At 36.8% G+C, this 20463-nt stretch carries 18 protein-coding genes and 2 pseudogenes; 16 read left to right on the forward strand and 4 right to left on the reverse strand.

All coding sequences use genetic code 11. From position 1 onward, the window contains the following. Positions 1-160: 160 nt before the first annotated feature. Together RFX69_RS03670 and RFX69_RS03675 are read left to right on the forward strand one after the other, a co-directional pair. A pseudogene (locus tag RFX69_RS03670) lies at positions 161-352 on the forward strand (hypothetical protein); the annotation flags it as partial. A gap of 80 nt (positions 353-432) precedes the next feature. Next, a pseudogene (locus RFX69_RS03675) lies at positions 433-1281 on the forward strand (TolC family protein); the annotation flags it as partial. Positions 1282-1414: 133 nt separating this feature from the next. Here RFX69_RS03675 and RFX69_RS03680 read toward each other — a convergent pair. Genes RFX69_RS03680 through RFX69_RS03690 form a run of 3 tightly spaced genes read right to left on the reverse strand, consistent with a single transcriptional unit; the run spans position 1415 to position 4813 of the window. After that, positions 1415-3244, reverse strand: coding sequence for a ferrous iron transporter B (locus RFX69_RS03680; RefSeq protein ID WP_001086233.1), 1830 nt, complete (start codon positions 3242-3244; stop codon positions 1415-1417). Beyond that, positions 3234-3494 (reverse strand): FeoA family protein, encoded by a 261-nt coding sequence (locus RFX69_RS03685; protein WP_001048218.1) that lies wholly within the window; start codon positions 3492-3494, stop codon positions 3234-3236. Before RFX69_RS03685 ends, RFX69_RS03680 begins: the two co-directional genes overlap by 11 nt. 11 nt (positions 3495-3505) lie before the next feature. Next, positions 3506-4813, reverse strand: a complete 1308-nt coding sequence (locus RFX69_RS03690) for a cation transporter (protein WP_000537300.1) — start codon at positions 4811-4813, stop codon at positions 3506-3508. Positions 4814-4888: 75 nt separating this feature from the next. Between RFX69_RS03690 and cadR the strand changes: the two genes are divergently transcribed. The 8 genes from cadR to RFX69_RS03730 all read left to right on the forward strand — a co-directional run bounded on the left by cadR (position 4889) and on the right by RFX69_RS03730 (position 10700). After that, positions 4889-5281, forward strand: coding sequence for a Cd(II)/Pb(II)-responsive transcriptional regulator (gene cadR, locus RFX69_RS03695; protein WP_000480874.1), 393 nt, complete (start codon positions 4889-4891; stop codon positions 5279-5281). Positions 5282-5505: 224 nt separating this feature from the next. Then, a complete protein-coding gene (gene arsC, locus RFX69_RS03700; protein WP_000213577.1) occupies positions 5506-5940 on the forward strand; it encodes an arsenate reductase (glutaredoxin) in 435 nt (144 codons plus the stop codon). 55 nt (positions 5941-5995) lie between these two features. Further along, entirely contained in the window at positions 5996-6319 is a 324-nt protein-coding gene (locus RFX69_RS03705; RefSeq protein WP_000373080.1) for a metalloregulator ArsR/SmtB family transcription factor, read from the forward strand. A 6-nt stretch (positions 6320-6325) separates the two neighbouring features. Continuing rightward, complete coding sequence (locus tag RFX69_RS03710) at positions 6326-6799, forward strand: arsenate reductase ArsC (protein WP_000670223.1); 474 nt, start codon at positions 6326-6328, stop codon at positions 6797-6799. 7 nt (positions 6800-6806) lie between these two features. Then, entirely contained in the window at positions 6807-7847 is a 1041-nt protein-coding gene (arsB, locus tag RFX69_RS03715) for an ACR3 family arsenite efflux transporter (protein ID WP_000068658.1), read from the forward strand. A gap of 4 nt (positions 7848-7851) precedes the next feature. Continuing rightward, the gene (gene arsH, locus RFX69_RS03720) at positions 7852-8556 is read left to right on the forward strand and encodes an arsenical resistance protein ArsH (RefSeq protein ID WP_001052988.1); all 705 of its coding nucleotides are present in this window, start codon (positions 7852-7854) and stop codon (positions 8554-8556) included. A gap of 18 nt (positions 8557-8574) precedes the next feature. Further along, on the forward strand, positions 8575-9528 hold the full coding sequence (trxB, locus tag RFX69_RS03725; RefSeq protein ID WP_001191832.1) for a thioredoxin-disulfide reductase: 954 nt from the start codon (positions 8575-8577) through the stop codon (positions 9526-9528). Positions 9529-9632: 104 nt separating this feature from the next. Beyond that, entirely contained in the window at positions 9633-10700 is a 1068-nt protein-coding gene (locus tag RFX69_RS03730) for an ArsO family NAD(P)H-dependent flavin-containing monooxygenase (protein WP_000080827.1), read from the forward strand. A 144-nt stretch (positions 10701-10844) separates the two neighbouring features. Here the strand turns inward: RFX69_RS03730 and RFX69_RS03735 are convergent, their stop codons facing one another. Beyond that, the gene (locus RFX69_RS03735) at positions 10845-13532 is read right to left on the reverse strand and encodes a restriction endonuclease (RefSeq protein WP_001019261.1); all 2688 of its coding nucleotides are present in this window, start codon (positions 13530-13532) and stop codon (positions 10845-10847) included. Positions 13533-14572: 1040 nt separating this feature from the next. Between RFX69_RS03735 and RFX69_RS03740 the strand changes: the two genes are divergently transcribed. The 6 genes from RFX69_RS03740 (at position 14573) to RFX69_RS03765 (ending at position 20426) form a co-directional block, all read left to right on the forward strand. Beyond that, positions 14573-15712, forward strand: a complete 1140-nt coding sequence (locus RFX69_RS03740) for a phosphoribosyltransferase domain-containing protein (RefSeq protein ID WP_005129669.1) — start codon at positions 14573-14575, stop codon at positions 15710-15712. Then, positions 15705-16526: an HAD hydrolase family protein gene (locus tag RFX69_RS03745; RefSeq protein ID WP_025470094.1), complete on the forward strand. Its 822-nt coding sequence runs from the start codon at positions 15705-15707 to the stop codon at positions 16524-16526. Before RFX69_RS03740 ends, RFX69_RS03745 begins: the two co-directional genes overlap by 8 nt. Next, positions 16510-17661, forward strand: coding sequence for a cysteine protease StiP (gene stiP / locus RFX69_RS03750; protein ID WP_005129667.1), 1152 nt, complete (start codon positions 16510-16512; stop codon positions 17659-17661). The genes RFX69_RS03745 and stiP overlap by 17 nt, the downstream gene beginning before the upstream one ends. 4 nt (positions 17662-17665) lie before the next feature. Further along, positions 17666-18547: an HpcH/HpaI aldolase/citrate lyase family protein gene (locus tag RFX69_RS03755; RefSeq protein WP_005129665.1), complete on the forward strand. Its 882-nt coding sequence runs from the start codon at positions 17666-17668 to the stop codon at positions 18545-18547. A gap of 22 nt (positions 18548-18569) precedes the next feature. Next, complete coding sequence (locus tag RFX69_RS03760) at positions 18570-19754, forward strand: TerD family protein (RefSeq protein ID WP_005129663.1); 1185 nt, start codon at positions 18570-18572, stop codon at positions 19752-19754. 93 nt (positions 19755-19847) lie between these two features. Beyond that, the gene (locus RFX69_RS03765) at positions 19848-20426 is read left to right on the forward strand and encodes a TerD family protein (protein ID WP_005129662.1); all 579 of its coding nucleotides are present in this window, start codon (positions 19848-19850) and stop codon (positions 20424-20426) included. Positions 20427-20463 lie beyond the last annotated feature (37 nt).

Here is a 20463-nt window from a genome sequence, read left to right on the forward strand (position 1 = left end):
GACCTTTAGCCAATTCGTCAGCCATACTTTTGATTGTTGCTTCATCCATGTGAAGTACCTTTTGTAATTATCCTCTGAAGGATAAATGAAAATTAAGTACTTACACAAAATTTAGAACAGTCCCAATGGGTAACTGTCAGATCAGGTTTGAGCTAGTACACATGATCCATCATGTATGTCTGAGCAAGATTGTATTATGTCTTTTGCCAAGATTGCTTATGCCAACACTGCTCAAGATATTTCGCACTCAATTGTGTTCTCTCCAATAGAACGCTCTATTTTTTATTCTCCAGATCAAAACCTTCCTTCTCCATACCCTTCTGGTTTATGGAAACCCCCACGCTCTAACTAATCTGATGATTTTTTATCATTCATAGATTTTTCTATGGATGTTCTGCACGCGCGCGTGTACATCTTTTTAGAGCTAGAAATATGGACTTTTATAAAGAAAAACTGTCTCGAAAATGGGGGGGATGGTCAATAGCTGTGGTCTGCTTCTCTTTGACCTATGGTCATGCTTATGCCCAGCCACTGACCTTGGATACAGCTTTGAATCTCGCTGAGCAATATTCACCTACCCTAAGAGCAAATAGCGCCCAGATTGAAGGGGCCGAGAATGTAGTTTCAGCTTCAGGTATTTTACCCAACCCTAAATTATTTGTAGGTTTAGATAATTACCCTGTATCCGGCGATGCCGCATGGTCAGTCACACGCGAAGGTATGACTATGCAAAAAATTGGCGTGATGCAAGATTTTCCAAATCGTGCCAAAAGACAAGCTGAGGTCGATTTAGCAAAAGCTGAACTAGGTTCGGCCAATGCTCAAACTGAGATTCTGCGTATTGAGTTACGTCAGAAAGTCGCATCTGCTTGGCTTAAGCGCTTTTATCTTGAACGTAAATTAGCACTATATGATGAACTGTTTTCAGAGAATCGATTACTTTCTCAAATTACTCAAACACAGGTCATCTCTGGTCGTACAATCATTGCCGATGCACTTGATCCAAGACAAGAAGCCACGGTATTGCTTGACCAGAAGGATGATTTACTTCGTGATTTAAATAAAGCCAAGTTAGAGTTGCATCGGTTAGTCAGTGCAGAACCTACTGAAAATCTCTCTCAAATTGAAACCTTACCTGACCAAGCACCATCTATCTACCTTGATACATCAAAGCTATATCATCATTTGCATCAACATCCTGAATTAAAAGCATTTCAGGCAGAAAAGCAAACTGCTGAAGCAAAACTGAAGCAAGCTCAGGCTTTACAGAAACCAGATTGGACTTCGAATTAAAAATAGAGGGTGAGAGTCAGATTATTGTTGCTGTGAAAAAAAGCTCATAATCAGTTTGATACTTAAAAGAAAAATGGATGCGAAGGCATCCATTTTTCTTTATGAAATATTCTTATTTTGATTAAAGTCTACTAATAAGCTGATATGTAATGAAGGCAAAGAAATACGCAAGCCCAAATAAGTAAGTCGCCATAATAACAGGCTGTTTCCAGCTACCAGTTTCACGACGAATGGTCGCTAATGTTGCAAGACAATGTGGTGCGAAAATGTACCAAACTAATAATGACATCCCTGTAGCTAGCCCCCAACCATCAGGACCAGAGATTTGACTCAACAATGTTTGAGTTACAGTATCTTCATCTCCAGACATAGCATAAATTACACCTAAAGCAGCAATGACAACTTCCCTTGCAGCCATAGCAGGAATTAATGCGATACAGATTTCCCAAGTAAAGCCAATAGGTGCAAATATAGGCTGAATAATGTGTCCAAGTTGTCCAGCTAAACTATAGTTGATAGCAGGCATCGTGGCATGCTCAGGTGGTTGAGGGAACGTCACCAATACCCAAAGCAATATAGATAATGCTACGATAATACCACCAACTCTTTTTAGAAAGATCGTAGCTCGATCATAAAGTCCTAATGCAACGTTTCGAATATCTGGCAATCGATAAGTAGGCAACTCAAAGATAAAAATACTTTCTGTTTTATCTTTTCTAACTAGTTTCAAAAATAAAGAAACACATAATGCTGAAACAATTCCAGCCATATATAGTCCAAAAAGAACTAAACCTTGTAGGCTCAACCAACCATAAACTAATTTGTTTGGAATGAATGCCGCAATTAGCAAAGCATAAACAGGTAATCTTGCAGAACAAGTCATTAATGGCGCAATCATAATGGTTGCTAGACGATCTCTTTCCGAACTAATGCTTCGTGTTGCCATGACACCAGGAATAGCACAGGCAAAACTAGACAATAGTGGAATAAAGGAACGTCCACTTAAACCAGCTTTGGACATTAATTTATCCAAAAGGAATGCTGCTCGTGGCAAATAACCTGATTCTTCTAAAATTAAAATAAAGAAGAATAAGATAAGGATCTGCGGCATATAAGCCAAAACACTACCCGATCCAGCGATTACCCCATCAACAATAAGACTTCTAAGTAATGGATGAGTAATAAGCGGGCCAATTGTATTACCTAACCAAGCAATTGCATTTTCAATTAATGAGATAAAAGGTTGTGCCCAGATAAAAACGGCTTGGAACATGACAAACATGGTAAGCGTTAGGATGACTAAACCAAGTACAGGATGTAAGAAAATTTTATCCAAGAAAGCTGTTCTTGCATCACCGTTATCATTTTTTAAAATTACCTGTTTAGTAATATTTTTAATCTGATCAAAATGATTCAGATCAGAATGATAAGGAGTGACAAATAGATTTTTTTGATCTAATTGATTTAGTAGTTCTTGCACGCCTTTAGTTTTAACGGCAACAGCCTCAATAACAGGGATACCCAACAATTCTGATAGCTTATTAATATCTATCGAAATACCACGCTTTTTGACCTCATCCATCATATTTAAAACAAGAAGCATTGGTCGATTCAATGCCCTTATTTCAAGCACAAGACTTAAATGTAAATGTAAATTAGTGGCATCAACCACACATACATATATATCAGGTAGAACCTCACCCTCAAGCTCACCTAAGCATACAGCCCTTGTTACCTCTTCATCTAGACTCGTAGGCTTTAAGCTGTATGTGCCGGGCAAATCTAAAACTCGAACTGATTCACCAGAAGGTAGTTTAAAAAAACCTTCTTTCCGCTCAACAGTAACACCAGCATAATTAGCTACTTTTTGACGAGTACCTGTTAAAGTATTAAAGAGAGATGTTTTCCCACAATTTGGGTTACCAATAAGTGCAATATTTTTACTGTTCATTTGAAACAATCTCTACAAAAATTCGTTCAGCTTCATTCTTTCTTAACGCAAATCGAGAAGTTTCAATTTGAACCAATACTGGATCACCACCGAAAAGTCCCTTAGCTAGAACTTGTAAAGTTTCACCAATTCTGAAACCTAACAATTCAAGTCGTTCGAGAACTGGATCATTTTTATCTAAATATTGGTTACCTTTTTTTAGGTCAACAATTTTGACAAATTCGTTTGGTTTAACTTGGAATAAATTCATTTTTAATACTCTTATTTCAATGCCAAAATTTTTCGAGCACCGTTAAGTACGAAAAGTGAAACAATTATTCCTATAACAAGATCTGGATATGCGGAACCTGTCAAAGCAACTAGTATCCCTGCACAAATCACACCAAAATTGACTATGATATCATTGGATAAAAAGACCCAACTAGCCTTCATGTGTGCACCATCATTTTTTTGATGAGACATTAGGTATATACAATAAAAATTGGCAATTAGCGCTAAAGCAGCAATTCCAATCATCAAGAAAGACTCTGGCTCACTACCATAAATGAACCGACGCACAACATCTACAATTACAGAAGTAGCGAGAATTAACTGTAACCAGCCTGAAAGATGCGCTGCTTTTAATTGTTTTTTTACACTTTTACCAACAACAAACAGTGCTATACCAAACACTGTGGCATCAGCAAGCATATCCAATGAGTCAGCAATCAAGCCTGTAGAGGCAGCTACCAAACCACTGATAAACTCTATAAAGAATAATAGGAGATTAATCGCTAAAAGAATTTTTAAAACTTTTGCTTGTTCAGACGTATCTGCTTTTTCAGGCATTTCACCCACAGAGGCAGCGGTACTTTCAAGTTTGGCTCCAAAACCAAGTGCTTCAAGTTTGCTAGTAATTTCATTAAGACCATCATTATGAAAAACTTTTAATTTCCGATTAGGTAAATCAAATATTAGTCCTTTGACCTCACTCACTGGAGACAATGCCATACGAACCATTTGCTCCTCAGCAGAGCAATCCATTTTCGGAATCAGAAACGTACTGATTTCTTTTGCATGCTCTTTATTTACATAGGCTTCAGTTTTATTTAATTTAGCGCCAAACCCAAGAGCTTCAAGTTTTGCAGTGATTTCATTACTTTCACCATTATGCATAACTTTTAGGTTTCGATTCGGCAAATCAAAAACTAGCCTCTTAACATTTACCAAAGAAGATAAAGTCATCCGAACCATTTGTTCCTCTGCGGAACAATCCATTTTAGGGATTTTATAGTCACTGATGAAAGTCGCTACACCCTCATTATCACTGATTATCTCAGGTGAACTTATTGAATCTGGGGTGCAACATGAGTTTGACTGCGTAGAACATGGCTGAGTACTAGCACAAGAATCTTTTTCATCTGGCTTAGATTGTTGTGGTACTTCATTACCACAACAAGAGCTTTTACTTTCTTCAGCAGTTAAATCTTTACTGTTACCAGAATTTGTTTCTGATTCATTTTGATTTTGCTTAGTGTCTTCACAAGAACTTTCTTTATTACAACCGCAACCACTCATTGATGTGCCCATAGTCATATCTTTACTTATTGCATATTAAAATCTCTATAGCTACTATAGAGTCAAGTTGGATTTTGAGTATTTCTAATGTTTATGAAGATAGGAGAGCTCTCTGAGAAAACGTCGTGCTCAGTACTGACAATACGGTTTTATGAAAAAGAAGGTTTAATCCCGCAACCTGATCGAACTCAAGGTAACTATAGACTATATACTGAAGATTACATTGATCGGTTGAAATTCATTGTAAATTGTCGTTCTTTGAATATGAACTTAATTGAAATCAAAAAATTACTAAATTATAAGGATCTGCCTAATCTAAATTGTTCTGATGTGAATGAGCTTATCGATTCACATATTAACGATGTAGAGGAAAATATTCGGAATCAGCAGAAACTCATACAGCAGCTATTAGAAATAAGAAAGACTTGTGATGGGTTATGTACAGTGGACAAATGTGGTGTACTGAAGAAGTTAGCCTGAATAAAAAGTTAGTGATCACATTTGTTTCTCAAACTTACTGATACGTATATTGGCTTATTTAATATTATTGCTAAATTCTTAATCTAAAATGAATTGTTTACAGCAGTTTTTCAAATTTAACTAGCTTATTTAATGGATTGTATTTTGCAGACCATCATATATGAAGTTGCATATATATGCTAATTCATATATAAAGATATTAATATATTAGAGGTCCCAGTTTCATGACAACTTCATTAGATGTAAAGATTTATCACAATCCTGCTTGTGGCACCTCTCGGAATACTTTGGCTTTGATTCGCAATACAGGAATTGAACCAACCGTTATTGAATATCTCATTACACCACCTAGTCATGACGAATTAGTTAAATTGATTCAGGATGCAAACTTAACAGTAAGAGAGGCTATTCGTCAGAATGTAGATCCTTATCGGGATTTACAGCTTGATCGTAGTGATTTGAGTGATGAACAACTACTCAGTTTTATGCTTGAACATCCTATTTTGATTAATCGACCATTTGTTGTTACTGAATTAGGTACTCGCTTAAGTCGTCCTTCAGAAGTTGTCTTGGATATTCTGCCATTACCACAAAAAGGTGCTTTCACTAAAGAAGATGGTGAACAAGTGATCGACGAAAATGGTCAGAGAGTAAATTAAAAAATTTAGTTCTTGTATGTGATTATCTGCATATCCAAATTTATAGGTAGCAAAGATGGATCAAGTTAATTTTTTTAAATGCTTATCAGATGAAACCCGTCTCAATATTGTCACTTTAATTGCTGAGAATAAAGAACTCTGTGTTTGTGATCTGACAGAAAAGCTACAACTGAGTCAACCAAAGATTTCTAGGCATTTAGCTTTATTACGCTCTTCTGGTCTCTTACAAGACAGACGACAAAGCCAATGGGTGTACTACAGCATTAATCAACAACTTCCAGCATGGTGTTTTGAAATTCTAGATACTTTAAAAAAAACATCATCTAGTCAAGTTGTAAGCAATACCAACACGCTTTCTATAAATAGTTATTGTGAGTAATAGATTATGAAATTCCTTTTTTTGTGTACTGGAAATAGTTGTCGTAGCATTTTGTCTGAAGTGCTTTTTAACAGTCGTGCTCCTCATGACTGGAAAGCATACAGTGCAGGTAGTAAGCCATCAGGACAGGTGCATCCATTGACTATTGAAACTTTGGAAAACCTTGGTCTTTCAACAGAAGGTTTATGGAGTAAAACCATTGATGACTGTGAGCAATATAAACCTGATGTAGTGATTACTGTGTGTGATTCAGCAGCTCAAGAAGCTTGTCCTCTTTATTTGGGGGGAGCGATCAAGGCACATTGGGGCTTGGCTGATCCATCACATTTAGACTTGCCTAAAGAGGAAAAATTAAAAGCTTTCCAAGTGACAGTAGACCATATCAACCGTCGTTTAGATGCTTTATTTGCACTTGATACAGCAAATATGTCTCGTCCTGAATTAATTGCTGCAATCAATCACATATCAGATATTGAATGAGAAAATCATGGCTCAACAAAGACTGTCATTTTTAGATCGTAACCTGACGCTATGGATTTTCATTGCGATGGGGTTGGGGATTGCGATAGGTGTCTTCTTACCTCAAGCTTCCGTTACTTTAGACAAAATGAGTGTGGATTCTGTCAATATTCCAATTGCGATTGGTTTGATTCTGATGATGTATCCACCGTTAGCCAAAGTGGACTATGCAGCTCTACCACAAGTATTTAAAGACAAAAGAACATTAACTTTGTCTTTAGTACAGAACTGGATTATTGCTCCTGTATTAATGTTTGCATTAGCAATTATTTTTTTGCATAGCTATCCAGAGTATATGACTGGACTAATCCTGATCGGATTAGCTCGTTGTATTGCAATGGTTTTAGTTTGGAATGGTTTAGCCTGCGGCGATAACCAATATGTAGCAGCATTGGTTGCATTCAATAGTATCTTTCAGATTTTGTTCTTTAGTACTTATGCTTGGTTATTTCTTACCTTCTTACCACCTTATTTTGGTATTGCTGGGCAAGTAATCAATGTGGATTTTTGGACGATTACCCACGCGGTATTAATTTACTTGGGTATTCCTTTTTTTCTTGGTTTCTTGACCCGTTTGATCTTAGTCAACGCCAAAGGCTTAGAGTGGTACCAAAATGTCTTTTTACCGAAGATCAGTCCATTAAGTCTATTGGCATTACTGTTTACTATTGTTGCTATGTTTAGTCTCAAAGGTGGAGATGTAGTGAGTCTGCCTTTGGATGTAATTCGAATTGCGATTCCATTAACAATTTACTTTATCGTAATGTTCTTCATTAGTTTCTTTATGAGTAAGTGGATGGGTAATGACTACCCAAAAACTACAGCAATTTCATTTACTGCTGCGGGTAATAATTTTGAGTTAGCACTGGCTGTAGCCATTGCAACCTTTGGTTTAGCATCGCCTGTGGCATTTACTACAGTCATTGGGCCATTAGTTGAAGTACCAGTTTTGATTGCTTTGGTCAGTGTCTCTTTATGGCTAAGAAAAAAGTATTTTGAATCGGTGTAAATCTATGAATCTCCCAAATGTTGATATGAATCTTCTTGATCGACCTACTTTAGAGAAAGTTCAAGCTAAAGCACTGGATCATGCACCACGCATCTTATTGTTATATGGCTCGAATCGTGAACGTTCTTATAGTCGTTTAGCGGTGATGGAAGCAGGACGAATCTTGGAGGAGTTTGGTGCTGAGGTGAAAATCTTTCATCCGAAAGGATTGCCTTTGCCAGAAGATGCCGATACTGAACATCCAAAAGTAAAAGAATTGCATGAACTTTTGGCTTGGTCAGAGGGTATGGTTTGGTGTTCACCTGAGCGTCATGGTTCTATGAGTTCTATTTTTAAATCCCAAATCGACTGGATTCCTTTGGCTGGTGGTGCAATACGTGCGACGCAAGGTAAAACTTTAGCACTTATGCAAGTTAGTGGTGGTTCACAATCTTTTAATAGCGTTAACCAGATGCGTATTTTGGGGCGCTGGATGCGGATGATTACAATCCCGAATCAATCTTCAATTCCTAAAGCCTTTTTAGAGTTTGAAGAAGATGGACGTATGAAAGCATCTTCTTATTACGATCGTATAGTAGATGTGATGGAAGAACTCTATAAGTTTACATTACTTACGCGTGGACAAAGCCTGTATCTAACTGATCGATATTCTGAGCGTAAAGAATCTGCTGAAGAATTATCTAAACGTGTTAACCAGCGTAGTCTGTAACACATTGGAGAGAACTAAATGCAAAGTAGACATTCACGTCTGATAATTCTCGGTTCTGGCCCTGCGGGCTATAGTGCAGCTGTCTATGCAGCGCGTGCAAACCTTAAACCTACTTTAATTGCGGGTTTACAACTAGGTGGGCAACTTACAACAACAACCGAAGTTGACAACTGGCCGGGCGATCCTGAAGGTTTAACTGGTCCTGCATTAATGGATCGTATGCAAGCACATGCTGAACGCTTTGGTACAGAACTCGTCTATGACCATATTAACGAAGTGGACTTAAACGTACGTCCTTTTGTTCTAAAAGGTGATATGGAAGAGTACACATGTGATGCTTTGATTATTGCAACTGGTGCTACAGCTCAATATCTTGGCCTAGAGTCTGAACAAAACTTTATGGGACAAGGCGTAAGCGCATGTGCAACATGTGATGGTTTCTTCTACAAAAACCAAAAAGTAATGGTTGTAGGTGGTGGTAACACTGCTGTTGAAGAAGCGCTTTATTTATCAAATATTGCTTCACATGTAACGCTAGTACACCGCCGTGATAGCTTACGTTCTGAAAAGATTTTGCAAGATCATTTATTTGCTAAAGAAAAAGAAGGCAAAATCAGCATTATCTGGAATCACGAAGTTGAAGAAGTATTGGGTGACAATACTGGTGTAACAAGTGTTCGCCTTAAATCAACTCAAGATGAGTCTAAGCAAGACGTAGAGGTTCATGGTCTATTCGTTGCAATTGGCCACAAACCAAATACTGGAATGTTTGATGGTCAATTAAACTTACGTGATGGCTATATCCAAGTACAAAGCGGTACTTCTGGTAATGCAACAGCAACTTCTGTAGCTGGTGTTTTTGCTGCTGGTGACGTCGCTGACAGCATTTATCGTCAAGCGATTACTTCAGCTGGGTCAGGCTGTATGGCTGCTCTAGATGCTGAAAAATATCTAGATCAATTGAACGATTGAAAAGCTAATTCAATCACTTGAAAGTTTTAAGAAATAAGCCCAGTCTGTTAAACAGGCTGGGCTTTTGATTTTGTTTATGACAATAAAGAAGAGGGAGAGATAATTTGTCTCAATTACAAGCTGAAGTAGATGTAGTCATTATTGGTGGTGGACAAGCAGCTCTTGCTACAGCCTATTTTTTAAAACGTAAGAAAATTCCATTTGTGATTTTAGATGACCAAAATCAGGCAGGTGGTGCATGGTTACATGCTTGGGAGTCTTTACGTCTTTTTTCTCCAAATACTTGGAGTTCGTTGTCGGGCTGGATGATGCCAAAAACTGAACAAACTTATCCAACGCGGAATGAGGTGATTCAATACTTATCTGCATACGAACAACGCTATCAATTTCCTGTCATTCGACCTATACATGTTGATCATATTGAGAAAAAAAATGACTGCTTAGATGTATATGCGGGTGATAAATATTGGCGAGCAAAGGCCGTTGTCAGTGCTACAGGTACATGGAGTCAGCCTTATATTCCACATTACGAAGGATTAGAAAGATTTAAAGGAATACAAACCCATTCAGCACATTATGTTAATCCAGAACCTTTTATTAATAAAAAGGTTCTAGTGATAGGAGGAGGTAACTCTGGTGCTCAAATTCTTGCTGAAGTTTCAGAAGTTGCAGACACTATTTGGATCACAGTAAATCCTCCTCAATTTTTATCGGATGATGTTGATGGGCGTGTTTTATTCCTTCGAGCAACAGAACGTTTGAAGGCACAACAGGAGGGACGAATAGTTGATCAACCCATTGGTGGTCTAGGGGATATTGTCATGATTGATAGTGTCAAAGATGCACGTGAACGTGGGGTATTACATAGCAGAGAACCCTTTAAAGCATTTAAAGAATATTCGGTTGTTTGGGAGGATGGTTCAACACAATTGGTTGATGCTGTGATTTGGTGTACAGGCTTCAAAGCATCCCTAAATCACTTAAGGAGTCTAGGAGTGATAGAACCTAATCAGACTGTTGCTGTCAATGATGGGCGTTCAATAAAAATAAACAACCTTTGGCTAGTTGGTTATGGTGAATGGACAGGCATGGCATCGGCAACATTAATTGGGGTTTCTAGAACAGCCAAAGCAGTAGTCGATGAAATAGCTGTTTACTTAGCTATAGATTAAATAGTTGAAGGGGGAGATAAATTACTTACTCCCCAGAAAACATCTCATTTACTCATTGTTAAATACCTAATCGACGAAAACTAGATTATCAAAGGTTTGAGTTCTGTTAGGTGGGAGGGCTTGAAGGTAATTGGTATCCAAAATTTATAAATCGAAATTTTCATACCAGCTAGCCCAACTGTTTAGCTTTTTACCTGCATACTCCACAGTACCTTCAGCCCACTTAATATCATGCTTATCTCTCAGGAGCTGCCCAACGAATGATGCAGTTAATTTTTTAGTTCCTGAATACAGTTTCTTTATTAATATGGTTTCTTGGATACTTAACTCATTTGAAATCGCATCGTAAAGATAAGATTCGATATCTTCAACCTCTCTAATTTTATTATCATCATCAACTAAATTATATCTCTTGAAAATTTCCACAGCTTTGGCATTACTACTACCATTTTTGTATTCAGAAATTTTCTTACCCTTAAGTTCATTATAAATATTTATAGTTAATTGAGGACTATTTCTTGGTATGAAAAAAGAAGATTGCTGGCGTCTAACGTTACTGACAGATGTTTTTACAGAACCTATATCTTTATAAAACCATGTGTATGTTTCAATTGACCGAGATAAAAAGCCTGTAATTTCTAGCCATTTACACATTCTGATAGCATAGTATCTCCATGTTTTATCTGCATAATCATTGTTAGAGTAGATACTTTTCATTAAGTCTATAAAGAAAGCCAAAGTAATATTTGTGCCATTAGGTAAGTCCTTTAAACTTAAAGTAATAATATGTTTTTTAAATTTTTCTCTCATTAATGAGAGAATACTTTCCATGGAATTCCCTGTAGCTAAGATTTCCTCTGACAATGAATATTGGCTATTCTCCCTTACCGCAATGCCAAATGTCAGTAAGTCTGTACCAATATTTTGAATAGTACCATCAGATAAATTCGTTTTAATTTCCAATTCGGGAATGGAAATTGGAGTGCCTGTTAAATGTTGCGCTACATTCCAGATTGCTAGAAAATCATTTGATGGTAAATAGCGAAGAGAAATAATAGGAATACTCTCTGTTAATATATATTCTCTAAAAATATCCCAATAAATATTTAATCTAATACCACTTTTAATGATTAGTCGTTTATGAAGCAGGTTTGTGACTACATCTTCTCCACATGTATCAATTGTATCAACAAGATCAACAGGTGCTCTTTGAGCAATAAATTTTAAAGCTCTAACTTCATTAGGATTTAACTCTTCTAAATCGCTAGCAAAAAGACTTGAGATATCTAATTTATTCTCTAAAAGCTCCTCTTGTTTTTGGCCTGACAATATTTTTTCATGTAAATGAATGCATAGTTTCTTTAACAACCATGGATAACCCTGACTACTTACAATTAAGTTATGTCTTAAGTCGCTATGAACTTTTTCTCCAATTGCTTCCTCAAACTTATTTATGACAGCATTAGATTCTCTAACAGAAAATGGATTTAATTTTCTTACAATTCGATAATCTGACAAACGATGCCAGAAGAAATAAGCAGGATGTTCCGAGTGGGTTGTACTATCAGTCTTCCATGCAAAACCTATGCATAAATTTGTTTTTAAACTAGCGGCATCTAATAGAATGTTCGTTGCATTATTAAATAGTTCGAATAGCTCTGGTTTGCTAAACAATTCTTCAAATTGGTCAAAAACTAATACTACTAATTGCTTTGATCTTTCAAGGCTATTCAAGTATTTAGCTATAGATTCAGACTCTAAAGGATGGTTTACGTTAGTTATTTGTAATTTAATAGTTGGATCACCAAAACCTTTTATTTGGGCCTCTTGTAAAGTTTTTAACAATGCGGAGTAAATATATTCTGGTGATTTAGCCGCACGAACATCAATAGCGTAAAGAAATAATTTTTGTTTTTGATGACGATTTTTAGCTTTTTCAGAAAGAGTAATAATCAAAGAACTCTTGCCTAATCCAGAATTACCAGTAATAGCAAAAATCCTAGTATTTATTTCATTTGCTCTAATCTTCTTAAAAAAATCAAAAATCTCTTGAATATCCTTAGTTCTTCCTACGAAATCCTGTGGACGTGCAGGTCGATAGTCATTCCAATCTTCGCCTCTTTGAACTTCTACAACTTCAATTTGAGAGTCAAACAAAGGTTTCATCTCTTTTTTTGTATTTATAATTTTAGAAAAATCTAACTTAGAAAGACTACTATCTGTAGAGGCAATGTTATCTAGTAGTTCTTGATCTTCAACTAAGACGCCTGTTTTTGCATAATAACATACAGCATTTGTTGGAATGCCTGCACTTAATATTGTACTTACCCAAAAATTTCCAAAAGTTGTAATTAATAAAAACCATTCACCAATGCTGTTTATATCAAGGTGTTGTTCGAGATGTTCACGAGGTATTGAGCTAATAATTTTAGATGCTTGTAGTGATTCAATAATATCTGTTGATGAATAGACTACTATACGATCACCAAGTGGTCGACTAGGTAGCTCCTCACAAAATCCTTTCGCATCTTTACTAAATTCTGAAGTACCTATTAACCAGCCTTCACTATAGTTCTCAAATACAACTGTACCAAATAATTGTCTTATGATTGGGGCATCAATTTTTTTATCTCTATATGCTTTACACTCAACATAAATTTTTTTCCCAGAAACTTTATGTTCACATAATAAATCTAATTCACTGCCAGTCTTTCGCACTTCCTCTGTCACTAGATAATTTTGTGCTTCAAGCATTTTTTTACACAGTTTTTCTAGTAAATCACCCTTTTCTTTAGTTGTAGCGGAGTTAGGAGTACAAATTTCAATATTCATTAGAAATACTCAAGATTTAATTATTTTCTGCTGTCATAACCTTATCAAAACTTTTACTACTCTTAAATACTTTAAAATTAATAAATTTCTTATTAGGTTATGGTTAGATTATGAGATATATAAAAAGTTTATTATCTAAGTAATTTTATTAAATTTTTTAAAAAACAAAAGGTTGTATGTTTTTTTGTTTTTGCACTGTGGCTACTTCGAGGTGTGTTGGTATCTAATATATTGTAGTAGGATTGCTTGGTCCTTAAATCTAATATTAGTCTTAAAGATTTACTCTTATATAGATATGCGATGACATAGGTTTAGCGAGTATTCGTAGGAATCTTCACTCGTTTCAGAGATAGATAGTTATAATTGAATCAAATAGTTTTTTAGTTAAGTTGAAATTTACACCTAATTTACACCATGAAATCCTAAAAATTGTTTAAGATTATGATAATTTAAAAAATATTTTAATTGTGTGTCCAATCCATCATAGGGGCTACTGAAATACGAGGTGGTAACGATTGAAGTGATTGCATAACCGATAGACCCAAAAGTCGCTAAATTAAAGAAAGGGCAGCATTATACGGGGTTTAGCTCTGAATCGACAGTGGCATTTAACTGCGTAATTTATAACCGCCCTTATATTAAATATAGAAAGATGATTTTTAACAAATTACCTTTAGCTAAACCATTTGCTTTTTTGTAAGAAAGCATCAAATAAATTTAGTATTTAATTTAAGACAAAGTCACTGTTAAGCTGTTCAGGCCATTTAAATTGAATGTGATTAAAACTGTTATGAACTCAGCCATTTATATAAGTAACTATAATTTTTTACATAAATTTATATACTCTATAACTAATTTCAAGCCTTTAGAAGTTTGTTCATAAATTAATTAACATATATAGTTTAATTGTTTTTACCTTAAAAATTAATTATTTATTAAAAAAATGTAAAGTAATGATCACTATGCGAAGCATAATTTTTAGTATTTGTGTAATATAAAGACCGTTATGTATACTTTTTTAATTTAGATTTAAGAATTAAATGATTGAGATCGAATTACAGCGTGGGAAATTATATTTACAACCTGATAAAAATAGCTGTTGGCAATGGCAGGATTTGTTGGGCTTTGCTGAACGGGTAAACCCAAAGCGGGCCTTTCTTTTTGTTTCTAAAGTACTAGGTCGGCATATTCCAGTCAGTCCTGATGTAATGCGTCATGCTTTTACTGATTTGGCTGAGCTGGTTCCAGATGACTTGCCTGAACCCATTATTGTGATTGGGATGGCTGAAACAGCAGTTGGTTTAGGGGCGGGAGTACATCAAGTTTTACAAAAGCGCTATCCCAATGCAATTTATGTAACGACGACACGCCATCCAGTTAAAGATGTGCCTTTGCTGGCCCGTTTTCTGGAAGAGCATAGCCATGCGCAGGATCAATTATTGTATGGATCACCTGATGCAGATATCCAAAAGAAGATTTTGGCCAGTAAAAGTATTGTTTTGGTAGATGATGAGGCATCTACAGGGAAAACCTTTATTAATCTTGTGTCAGCTCTTCGGGCCGCTGGTTTAGATCAGCTCTCACATATTGTTACGGCGACGCTTGCAGACTGGTCATCAGGAATTCATATTGCGGGATTAAATTGTCAATGTATTGCTTTGATGAAGGGTAAATGGAAATGGCAAGATGCAGAAAATTCTCCTCCTATTACTATGCCAAAAGTCGACACTGTGGCATTTGGAGAATTTAATACCTTACCGGAACCTACTTGGGGGCGTGTACCGGTTTATGATACCTCTGCCTATATTCGTTTAAAAACTAAACCCGCAGAGCGAATTTTAGTTTTAGGAAGTGGTGAATATGTTTGGTCTTCTTTTTTATTGGCAGAAGATTTGCAAAGACAAGGTGCTGAAGTGAAATTTAGTGCCATTACCCGCTCACCTATTGCCATAGGGCACGCGATCCAGTCTGCTTTAGCTTTTCCAGATAACTATGGATTAGGTATTCAAAATTTTGTTTACAATATCAACCCTTTAGAATATGACCGTGTCCTGATTACTGTGGAAACTTCTGCTGACTCGGTCGCAACGAGCTTATTAGAGGCAATTCCAAATGCTGAAGTCATCAGTGCAGTAGAGTTTCCACATCAAACTGTGAATTTGTATGGTGCAAATGAATAACTTTTTATCTGGTGCGCCTAATATGTTGACGCCTTTAATGCTAGTCGATCTGGATGATACTTTATTTCAGACCCATCGTCGTATCACTCCTCAAGCTGACTTTAAGATGGTGACAACGGATAAGCAAGGACAACCCCTGGCATACATGAACCCGATTCAACAGCATTTTGTACAATGGTTGCTACATAATACGCATTTAATTCCAGTAACGGCAAGAAGCGCAGAAGCATTGTCCCGTGTACATTTACCTTTTGATTACGGTGCTGTGTGTTCACATGGCGGAACAGTATTAAATGCGGATTTCAGTGTGAATCGAGAATGGCATATACAAATGCAGTGTGCACTAGCACCTTATCAAAAAAAACAGCAGATCTTAATTGAGGTGCTACAGAAGCAAGCCCTTGAGTTTGGTTCTATTCGAACTTGGGTTGTTGATGAGCAGGGCTTGGGTTTATACGTGGTGGCTAAACAAAATACAGAAAATGATAATCCTTATGCACCGAATTTCTTACCACAACTCTTAAATACATTAAGTCCATCGCTTCTAGAAGATTTCTATTTTCATTTAAATGGCAATAATTTAGCGTTAATTCCAAAACCAGTCAGTAAAGCCAATGCTGCTCGTTTTTTATTGCAACGATTCGCATCTCAACAACGTCCAATTCTTGGTTTTGGCGATAGTTTATCGGATGTCGAGTTTTTGAACTTATGTCATTGGTGGGGAATGCCTAACCATAGTCAGTTAAATCGTTGGGTGACACATAATTTGACACAGCAATACAAAGAAGAAGGATATTATGGCGATTATCAGTAAAGACAGGGCAAGTGAATTAGTTTTAAAGCATGGGTTTAGTGGTAGTTATCAGAAAAAACAAGTTACTTTTCTATTAAAACGTACCTATATTGAGCCAATAGATACAATTAAAAAAGAGCGACTGATTCAATCTGGAGAAAAGCATTATTCGCAGATGATTAGTGTGGAAAGTGCACCAACAGAACGACATTTGCAATTATTTGAGCAAGCAATGCAACAAGGGCAGCAGCGCCTAGCAAAAGAAGTTCAGCAATTGGCACAGGCCTTGGTTAGTCATTTTACTGCACCAATCGTTTTAGTAAGTTTTGTGCGGGCAGGAGTACCTTTAGGTGTACTGCTTTATCATGCTATACGAGACTTGGGGTACGAATGTATACATTACGGTATTAGTATTATTCGAGATCGTGGCATCGATTTTGCCGCATTGGAAACTATTATTGCTAAACATGGACATGATTCGATTGTGTTTGTGGATGGTTGGACAGGTAAAGGTGCTATCCGTCAAGAATTACAGCGTAGTTTAAGTAATGATTCCCGTTTTAATGGGAAGCCTATACCATTAGTTGTGTTATCAGATATTGCAGGTTGTGCATGGCTGGCCGCTAGTGGAGAGGATTGGCTGATTCCATCGGGTATTTTAGGCTCTACAGTTTCTGGATTAATTTCCCGAAGTATCTGTGAGGGTGAGGTCTTGAGTGCCAAAGAGCTTAACGCTAATAATATCGATCAATGGCATAGTTGTATTGAGTATCCTCATTTAAAAGAATTTGATACGTCTCAGCAATTTATTGAGCAAATCAACCAGCTCCGAAGGTCATTAAAATCCCAAAGTAATGCTGTCTGGACAGAAGCATATCAACAAGTGCAGCAAACCCAAAGCCAGCATGTAATACGAGAACTGGCAAAAAAATATAATATTCAAAATATTAACCGTATAAAACCAAGTATTGCTGAAGCAACCCGAGCTATTTTAAGACGTGTACCTGAACTGGTTTTACTGCGTGATGCAGATGATCCAGATACTGCTTTACTACGCCATTTGACTTGTATCACAAAAACACCTGTGCAAATTGTAGGTGATCAAATCGCTCCCTATAAAGCGATCACATTAATTCAAAATTTGGGAAAAGGTTAGCTTCATGTTGTCTGCATTATCTCTAGGAGCAACTTTATATATGCCAGCTACTCGTCCAGATTTGTGGCAAGTGGTAAATGGTGAAAAATATCCTGAGCTCCGCTCTTTAGTAATTTGTTTAGAAGATGCAGTTGCTGGGCATGAAATTGAATTTGCCAAGAAAAATCTCAAATTATTATTACAGCAAATTCAACAGCGGCAACATAGGGCACAACATCCTAAGATTTTCATTCGCCCTCGTCATATCATGATGGCTGCTGAGTTGGCGGAATGGTCAGAAATTCGTGCCTTAGATGGAATGGTATTGCCAAAGTTTGGTTTGACTAATTTTAAGCAGTGGGTGGAGGTACTTCCACCAGAACTTGCTTATATGCCTACCCTTGAGACAGCAGAGTGTTTTGATGTTGGACAAATGAAAGAGTTGAGAGAAGCCCTGCCTGAATTTCACAAAATTATTGTTCTTAGAATTGGGGGGAATGACTTACTAAATTGCTTGGCCTTGCGTCGTCCAAATGATATCACCTTATATCAAACCCCAGTAGGTACATTAATTGCGAATCTAGCCGGTCAATTTTTACCTCATGGTTTTGCATTAAGTGCGCCAGTTTGTGAGCATTTTAGTCAAGTGAAATTATTGCAAGATGAGTTGTATTTAGATTTACAGCATGGCTTATCAGGCAAAACAGTGATCCATCCAGCTCAAATTTCAATTGTTCATCAAGCGTATCAGGTTAATGAAATTGAACTAAAGCAGGCCCAAGATATTTTATTAGATACAGGTAAAGCCGTATTCGCATGTCATGGAAGTATGTTGGAGCCAGCTACACATCGTCGTTGGGCAGAAAGAATTCTGGAAAGATCAAGAATATTTGGGTTAAAAATATAAAATTAAAATGGGAGAGAATTCAATGCAACAACTCATTACGGGCGCCAATCTGGTCTTAAGCTCTGCACAATTTCATTTGAAAGTTAAAACCACCTTGCCAACGAATATTGGTCTAGATGTAACCGCTTATCTATTAAACTCTCAAGGTAAAGTGCGTGGTGATGCTGATATGGTTTTTTATGGCCAAAAGCAGACACCAAATTGTAGTGTTGAGTTAATTGAAACGACCTACAAAGTGCCTTATTTAGCACAATTTAATATTAATACACAAAAGTTGGATGTTGATATTCACAAAATCGCTATGTGTGCGACGGTTGATGGTGAAGGTGTACTAAATACCATTCAGGATATTCAAATAGAATTATGGGAAAATGGGCAGCTCACTGCTACTGCAACTGTAAAGAGTGCCGAAAAAACAGAAAAGGCACTGATTTTGGCGGAAGTTTATCGCCATAAAGATCAATGGAAATTACGTTTTGTAAATCAGGGTTTTAATGGGGGCTTAAAGCCTTTATCTGAATATTTTGGTGTCGAAATTAGTGATCAACCTTCTGCACCTATACCACCTACTCCTGTAACGCAGCCGAAAATTAATTTAAGTAAAATTACTTTAGATAAACGTAATAGTCAGATTAATTTAAAAAAACAGGCACAAGGGTTTGGAGAGATCAAAATTAATCTGAATTGGAATCAGAGTTCTCAGCAGACACAACCAGGTGGTTTCTTTAAAAAGCTTCTTAATCAGAATCAGGGAATTGATCTCGATTTGGGATGCCTTTTTGAAATGCAAGATGGTACTAAATCGGTTGTTCAGGCATTAGGAAAGAGATTTGGTAGTTTTAACGATTTTCCATATATCCAGCTTTCTGCAGATGACCGTACTGGCGCATTAAAAGAGGGTGAATGGCTTCGAATTAATGGACAGAATTGGCAACAAATTCGTCGAGTGGTCTTATTTGCTTTCATTTATGAAGGTGTACCCAATTGGGCTGAGACAGATGCAGTAGTGACGATTTATGTTCCCGATCAGCCACCAATTGAGATTCGTTTGACTGAAGGACAGCCTTTAGGTATGTGCGGTATTGTTGAGTTAGTGAATCAGAGCGGTAGTATTCAAGTCCAACGCCATGTGCGTTATGTACCAGGTCATCGAGAGCTAGATCAAGCGTTTAGTTTCGGTTTACGTTGGGTTGCAGGTAGCAAATAACATTTAAATTAAAGATAAAACAGAAAGACTTACTTATATACGAATCATTGAGATTGTGAACTGTCGATTGTTAAGACGAGGAGAAAATACAAAATGGCAATTAGTTTAAATAAAGGTGGAAATTTATCCTTAAGTAAAACAGACCCTAATTTGGTCCGCGTCTTAATTGGATTAGGGTGGGATGAGCGAGCGACGGATGGGGCTGCATTTGATTTAGATGCGAGTGCCTTCTTATTAACAGCTACAGGTAAGGTCCGTGGAGATCACGATTTTATTTTTTATAATCAACTTAAATCACAGGATGGTTCGGTAGAGCATACAGGGGATAACCGTTCGGGTCAGGGCGATGGTGATGATGAAACTATATTGGTTAACCTTTCAAAAGTTGCTCCTGAAGTTGAAAAAATCGCAATTACAGTAACCATTCACGATGCTCAGACAAGAGGCCAAAACTTTGGGCAGATTGCAAATGCATTTATTCGAGTAGTAAACCAAGATACAAATGTAGAAGTCGTACGTTTCGATTTGGCCGAGGACTATTCTACCGAAACGGCCATGGTGTTCGGAGAAGTGTATCGCCATAATGGGGAATGGAAATTTAGAGCAGTCGGTCAAGGTTACGCTGGGGGATTGGCTGCAATGTGTCAACAGTATGGTATTCAGGTTGGATGAAATTATCATTTCAACAAATGAATGATGAGCACTTTTA

Source organism: Acinetobacter sp. 148 (genome assembly GCF_031196675.1).
GTDB lineage: Bacteria > Pseudomonadota > Gammaproteobacteria > Pseudomonadales > Moraxellaceae > Acinetobacter > Acinetobacter baumannii.

Excerpts from the sequence above, each read along its gene's own strand:
- RFX69_RS03680 (WP_001086233.1), bottom strand. The coding sequence starts at position 3,244 with ATGAACAGTAAAAATATTGCACTTATTGGTAACCCAAATTGTGGGAAA.
- RFX69_RS03755 (WP_005129665.1), top strand. The coding sequence starts at position 17,666 with ATGTTGTCTGCATTATCTCTAGGAGCAACTTTATATATGCCAGCTACT.
- RFX69_RS03685 (WP_001048218.1), bottom strand. The coding sequence starts at position 3,494 with ATGAATTTATTCCAAGTTAAACCAAACGAATTTGTCAAAATTGTTGAC.
- trxB (WP_001191832.1), top strand. The coding sequence starts at position 8,575 with ATGCAAAGTAGACATTCACGTCTGATAATTCTCGGTTCTGGCCCTGCG.
- cadR (WP_000480874.1), top strand. The coding sequence starts at position 4,889 with ATGTTTATGAAGATAGGAGAGCTCTCTGAGAAAACGTCGTGCTCAGTA.
- RFX69_RS03735 (WP_001019261.1), bottom strand. The coding sequence starts at position 13,532 with ATGAATATTGAAATTTGTACTCCTAACTCCGCTACAACTAAAGAAAAG.
- RFX69_RS03765 (WP_005129662.1), top strand. The coding sequence starts at position 19,848 with ATGGCAATTAGTTTAAATAAAGGTGGAAATTTATCCTTAAGTAAAACA.
- RFX69_RS03705 (WP_000373080.1), top strand. The coding sequence starts at position 5,996 with ATGGATCAAGTTAATTTTTTTAAATGCTTATCAGATGAAACCCGTCTC.
- RFX69_RS03740 (WP_005129669.1), top strand. The coding sequence starts at position 14,573 with ATGATTGAGATCGAATTACAGCGTGGGAAATTATATTTACAACCTGAT.
- RFX69_RS03760 (WP_005129663.1), top strand. The coding sequence starts at position 18,570 with ATGCAACAACTCATTACGGGCGCCAATCTGGTCTTAAGCTCTGCACAA.
- arsB (WP_000068658.1), top strand. The coding sequence starts at position 6,807 with ATGGCTCAACAAAGACTGTCATTTTTAGATCGTAACCTGACGCTATGG.
- stiP (WP_005129667.1), top strand. The coding sequence starts at position 16,510 with ATGGCGATTATCAGTAAAGACAGGGCAAGTGAATTAGTTTTAAAGCAT.
- RFX69_RS03710 (WP_000670223.1), top strand. The coding sequence starts at position 6,326 with ATGAAATTCCTTTTTTTGTGTACTGGAAATAGTTGTCGTAGCATTTTG.
- arsC (WP_000213577.1), top strand. The coding sequence starts at position 5,506 with ATGACAACTTCATTAGATGTAAAGATTTATCACAATCCTGCTTGTGGC.
- arsH (WP_001052988.1), top strand. The coding sequence starts at position 7,852 with ATGAATCTCCCAAATGTTGATATGAATCTTCTTGATCGACCTACTTTA.
- RFX69_RS03690 (WP_000537300.1), bottom strand. The coding sequence starts at position 4,813 with ATGGGCACATCAATGAGTGGTTGCGGTTGTAATAAAGAAAGTTCTTGT.
- RFX69_RS03745 (WP_025470094.1), top strand. The coding sequence starts at position 15,705 with ATGAATAACTTTTTATCTGGTGCGCCTAATATGTTGACGCCTTTAATG.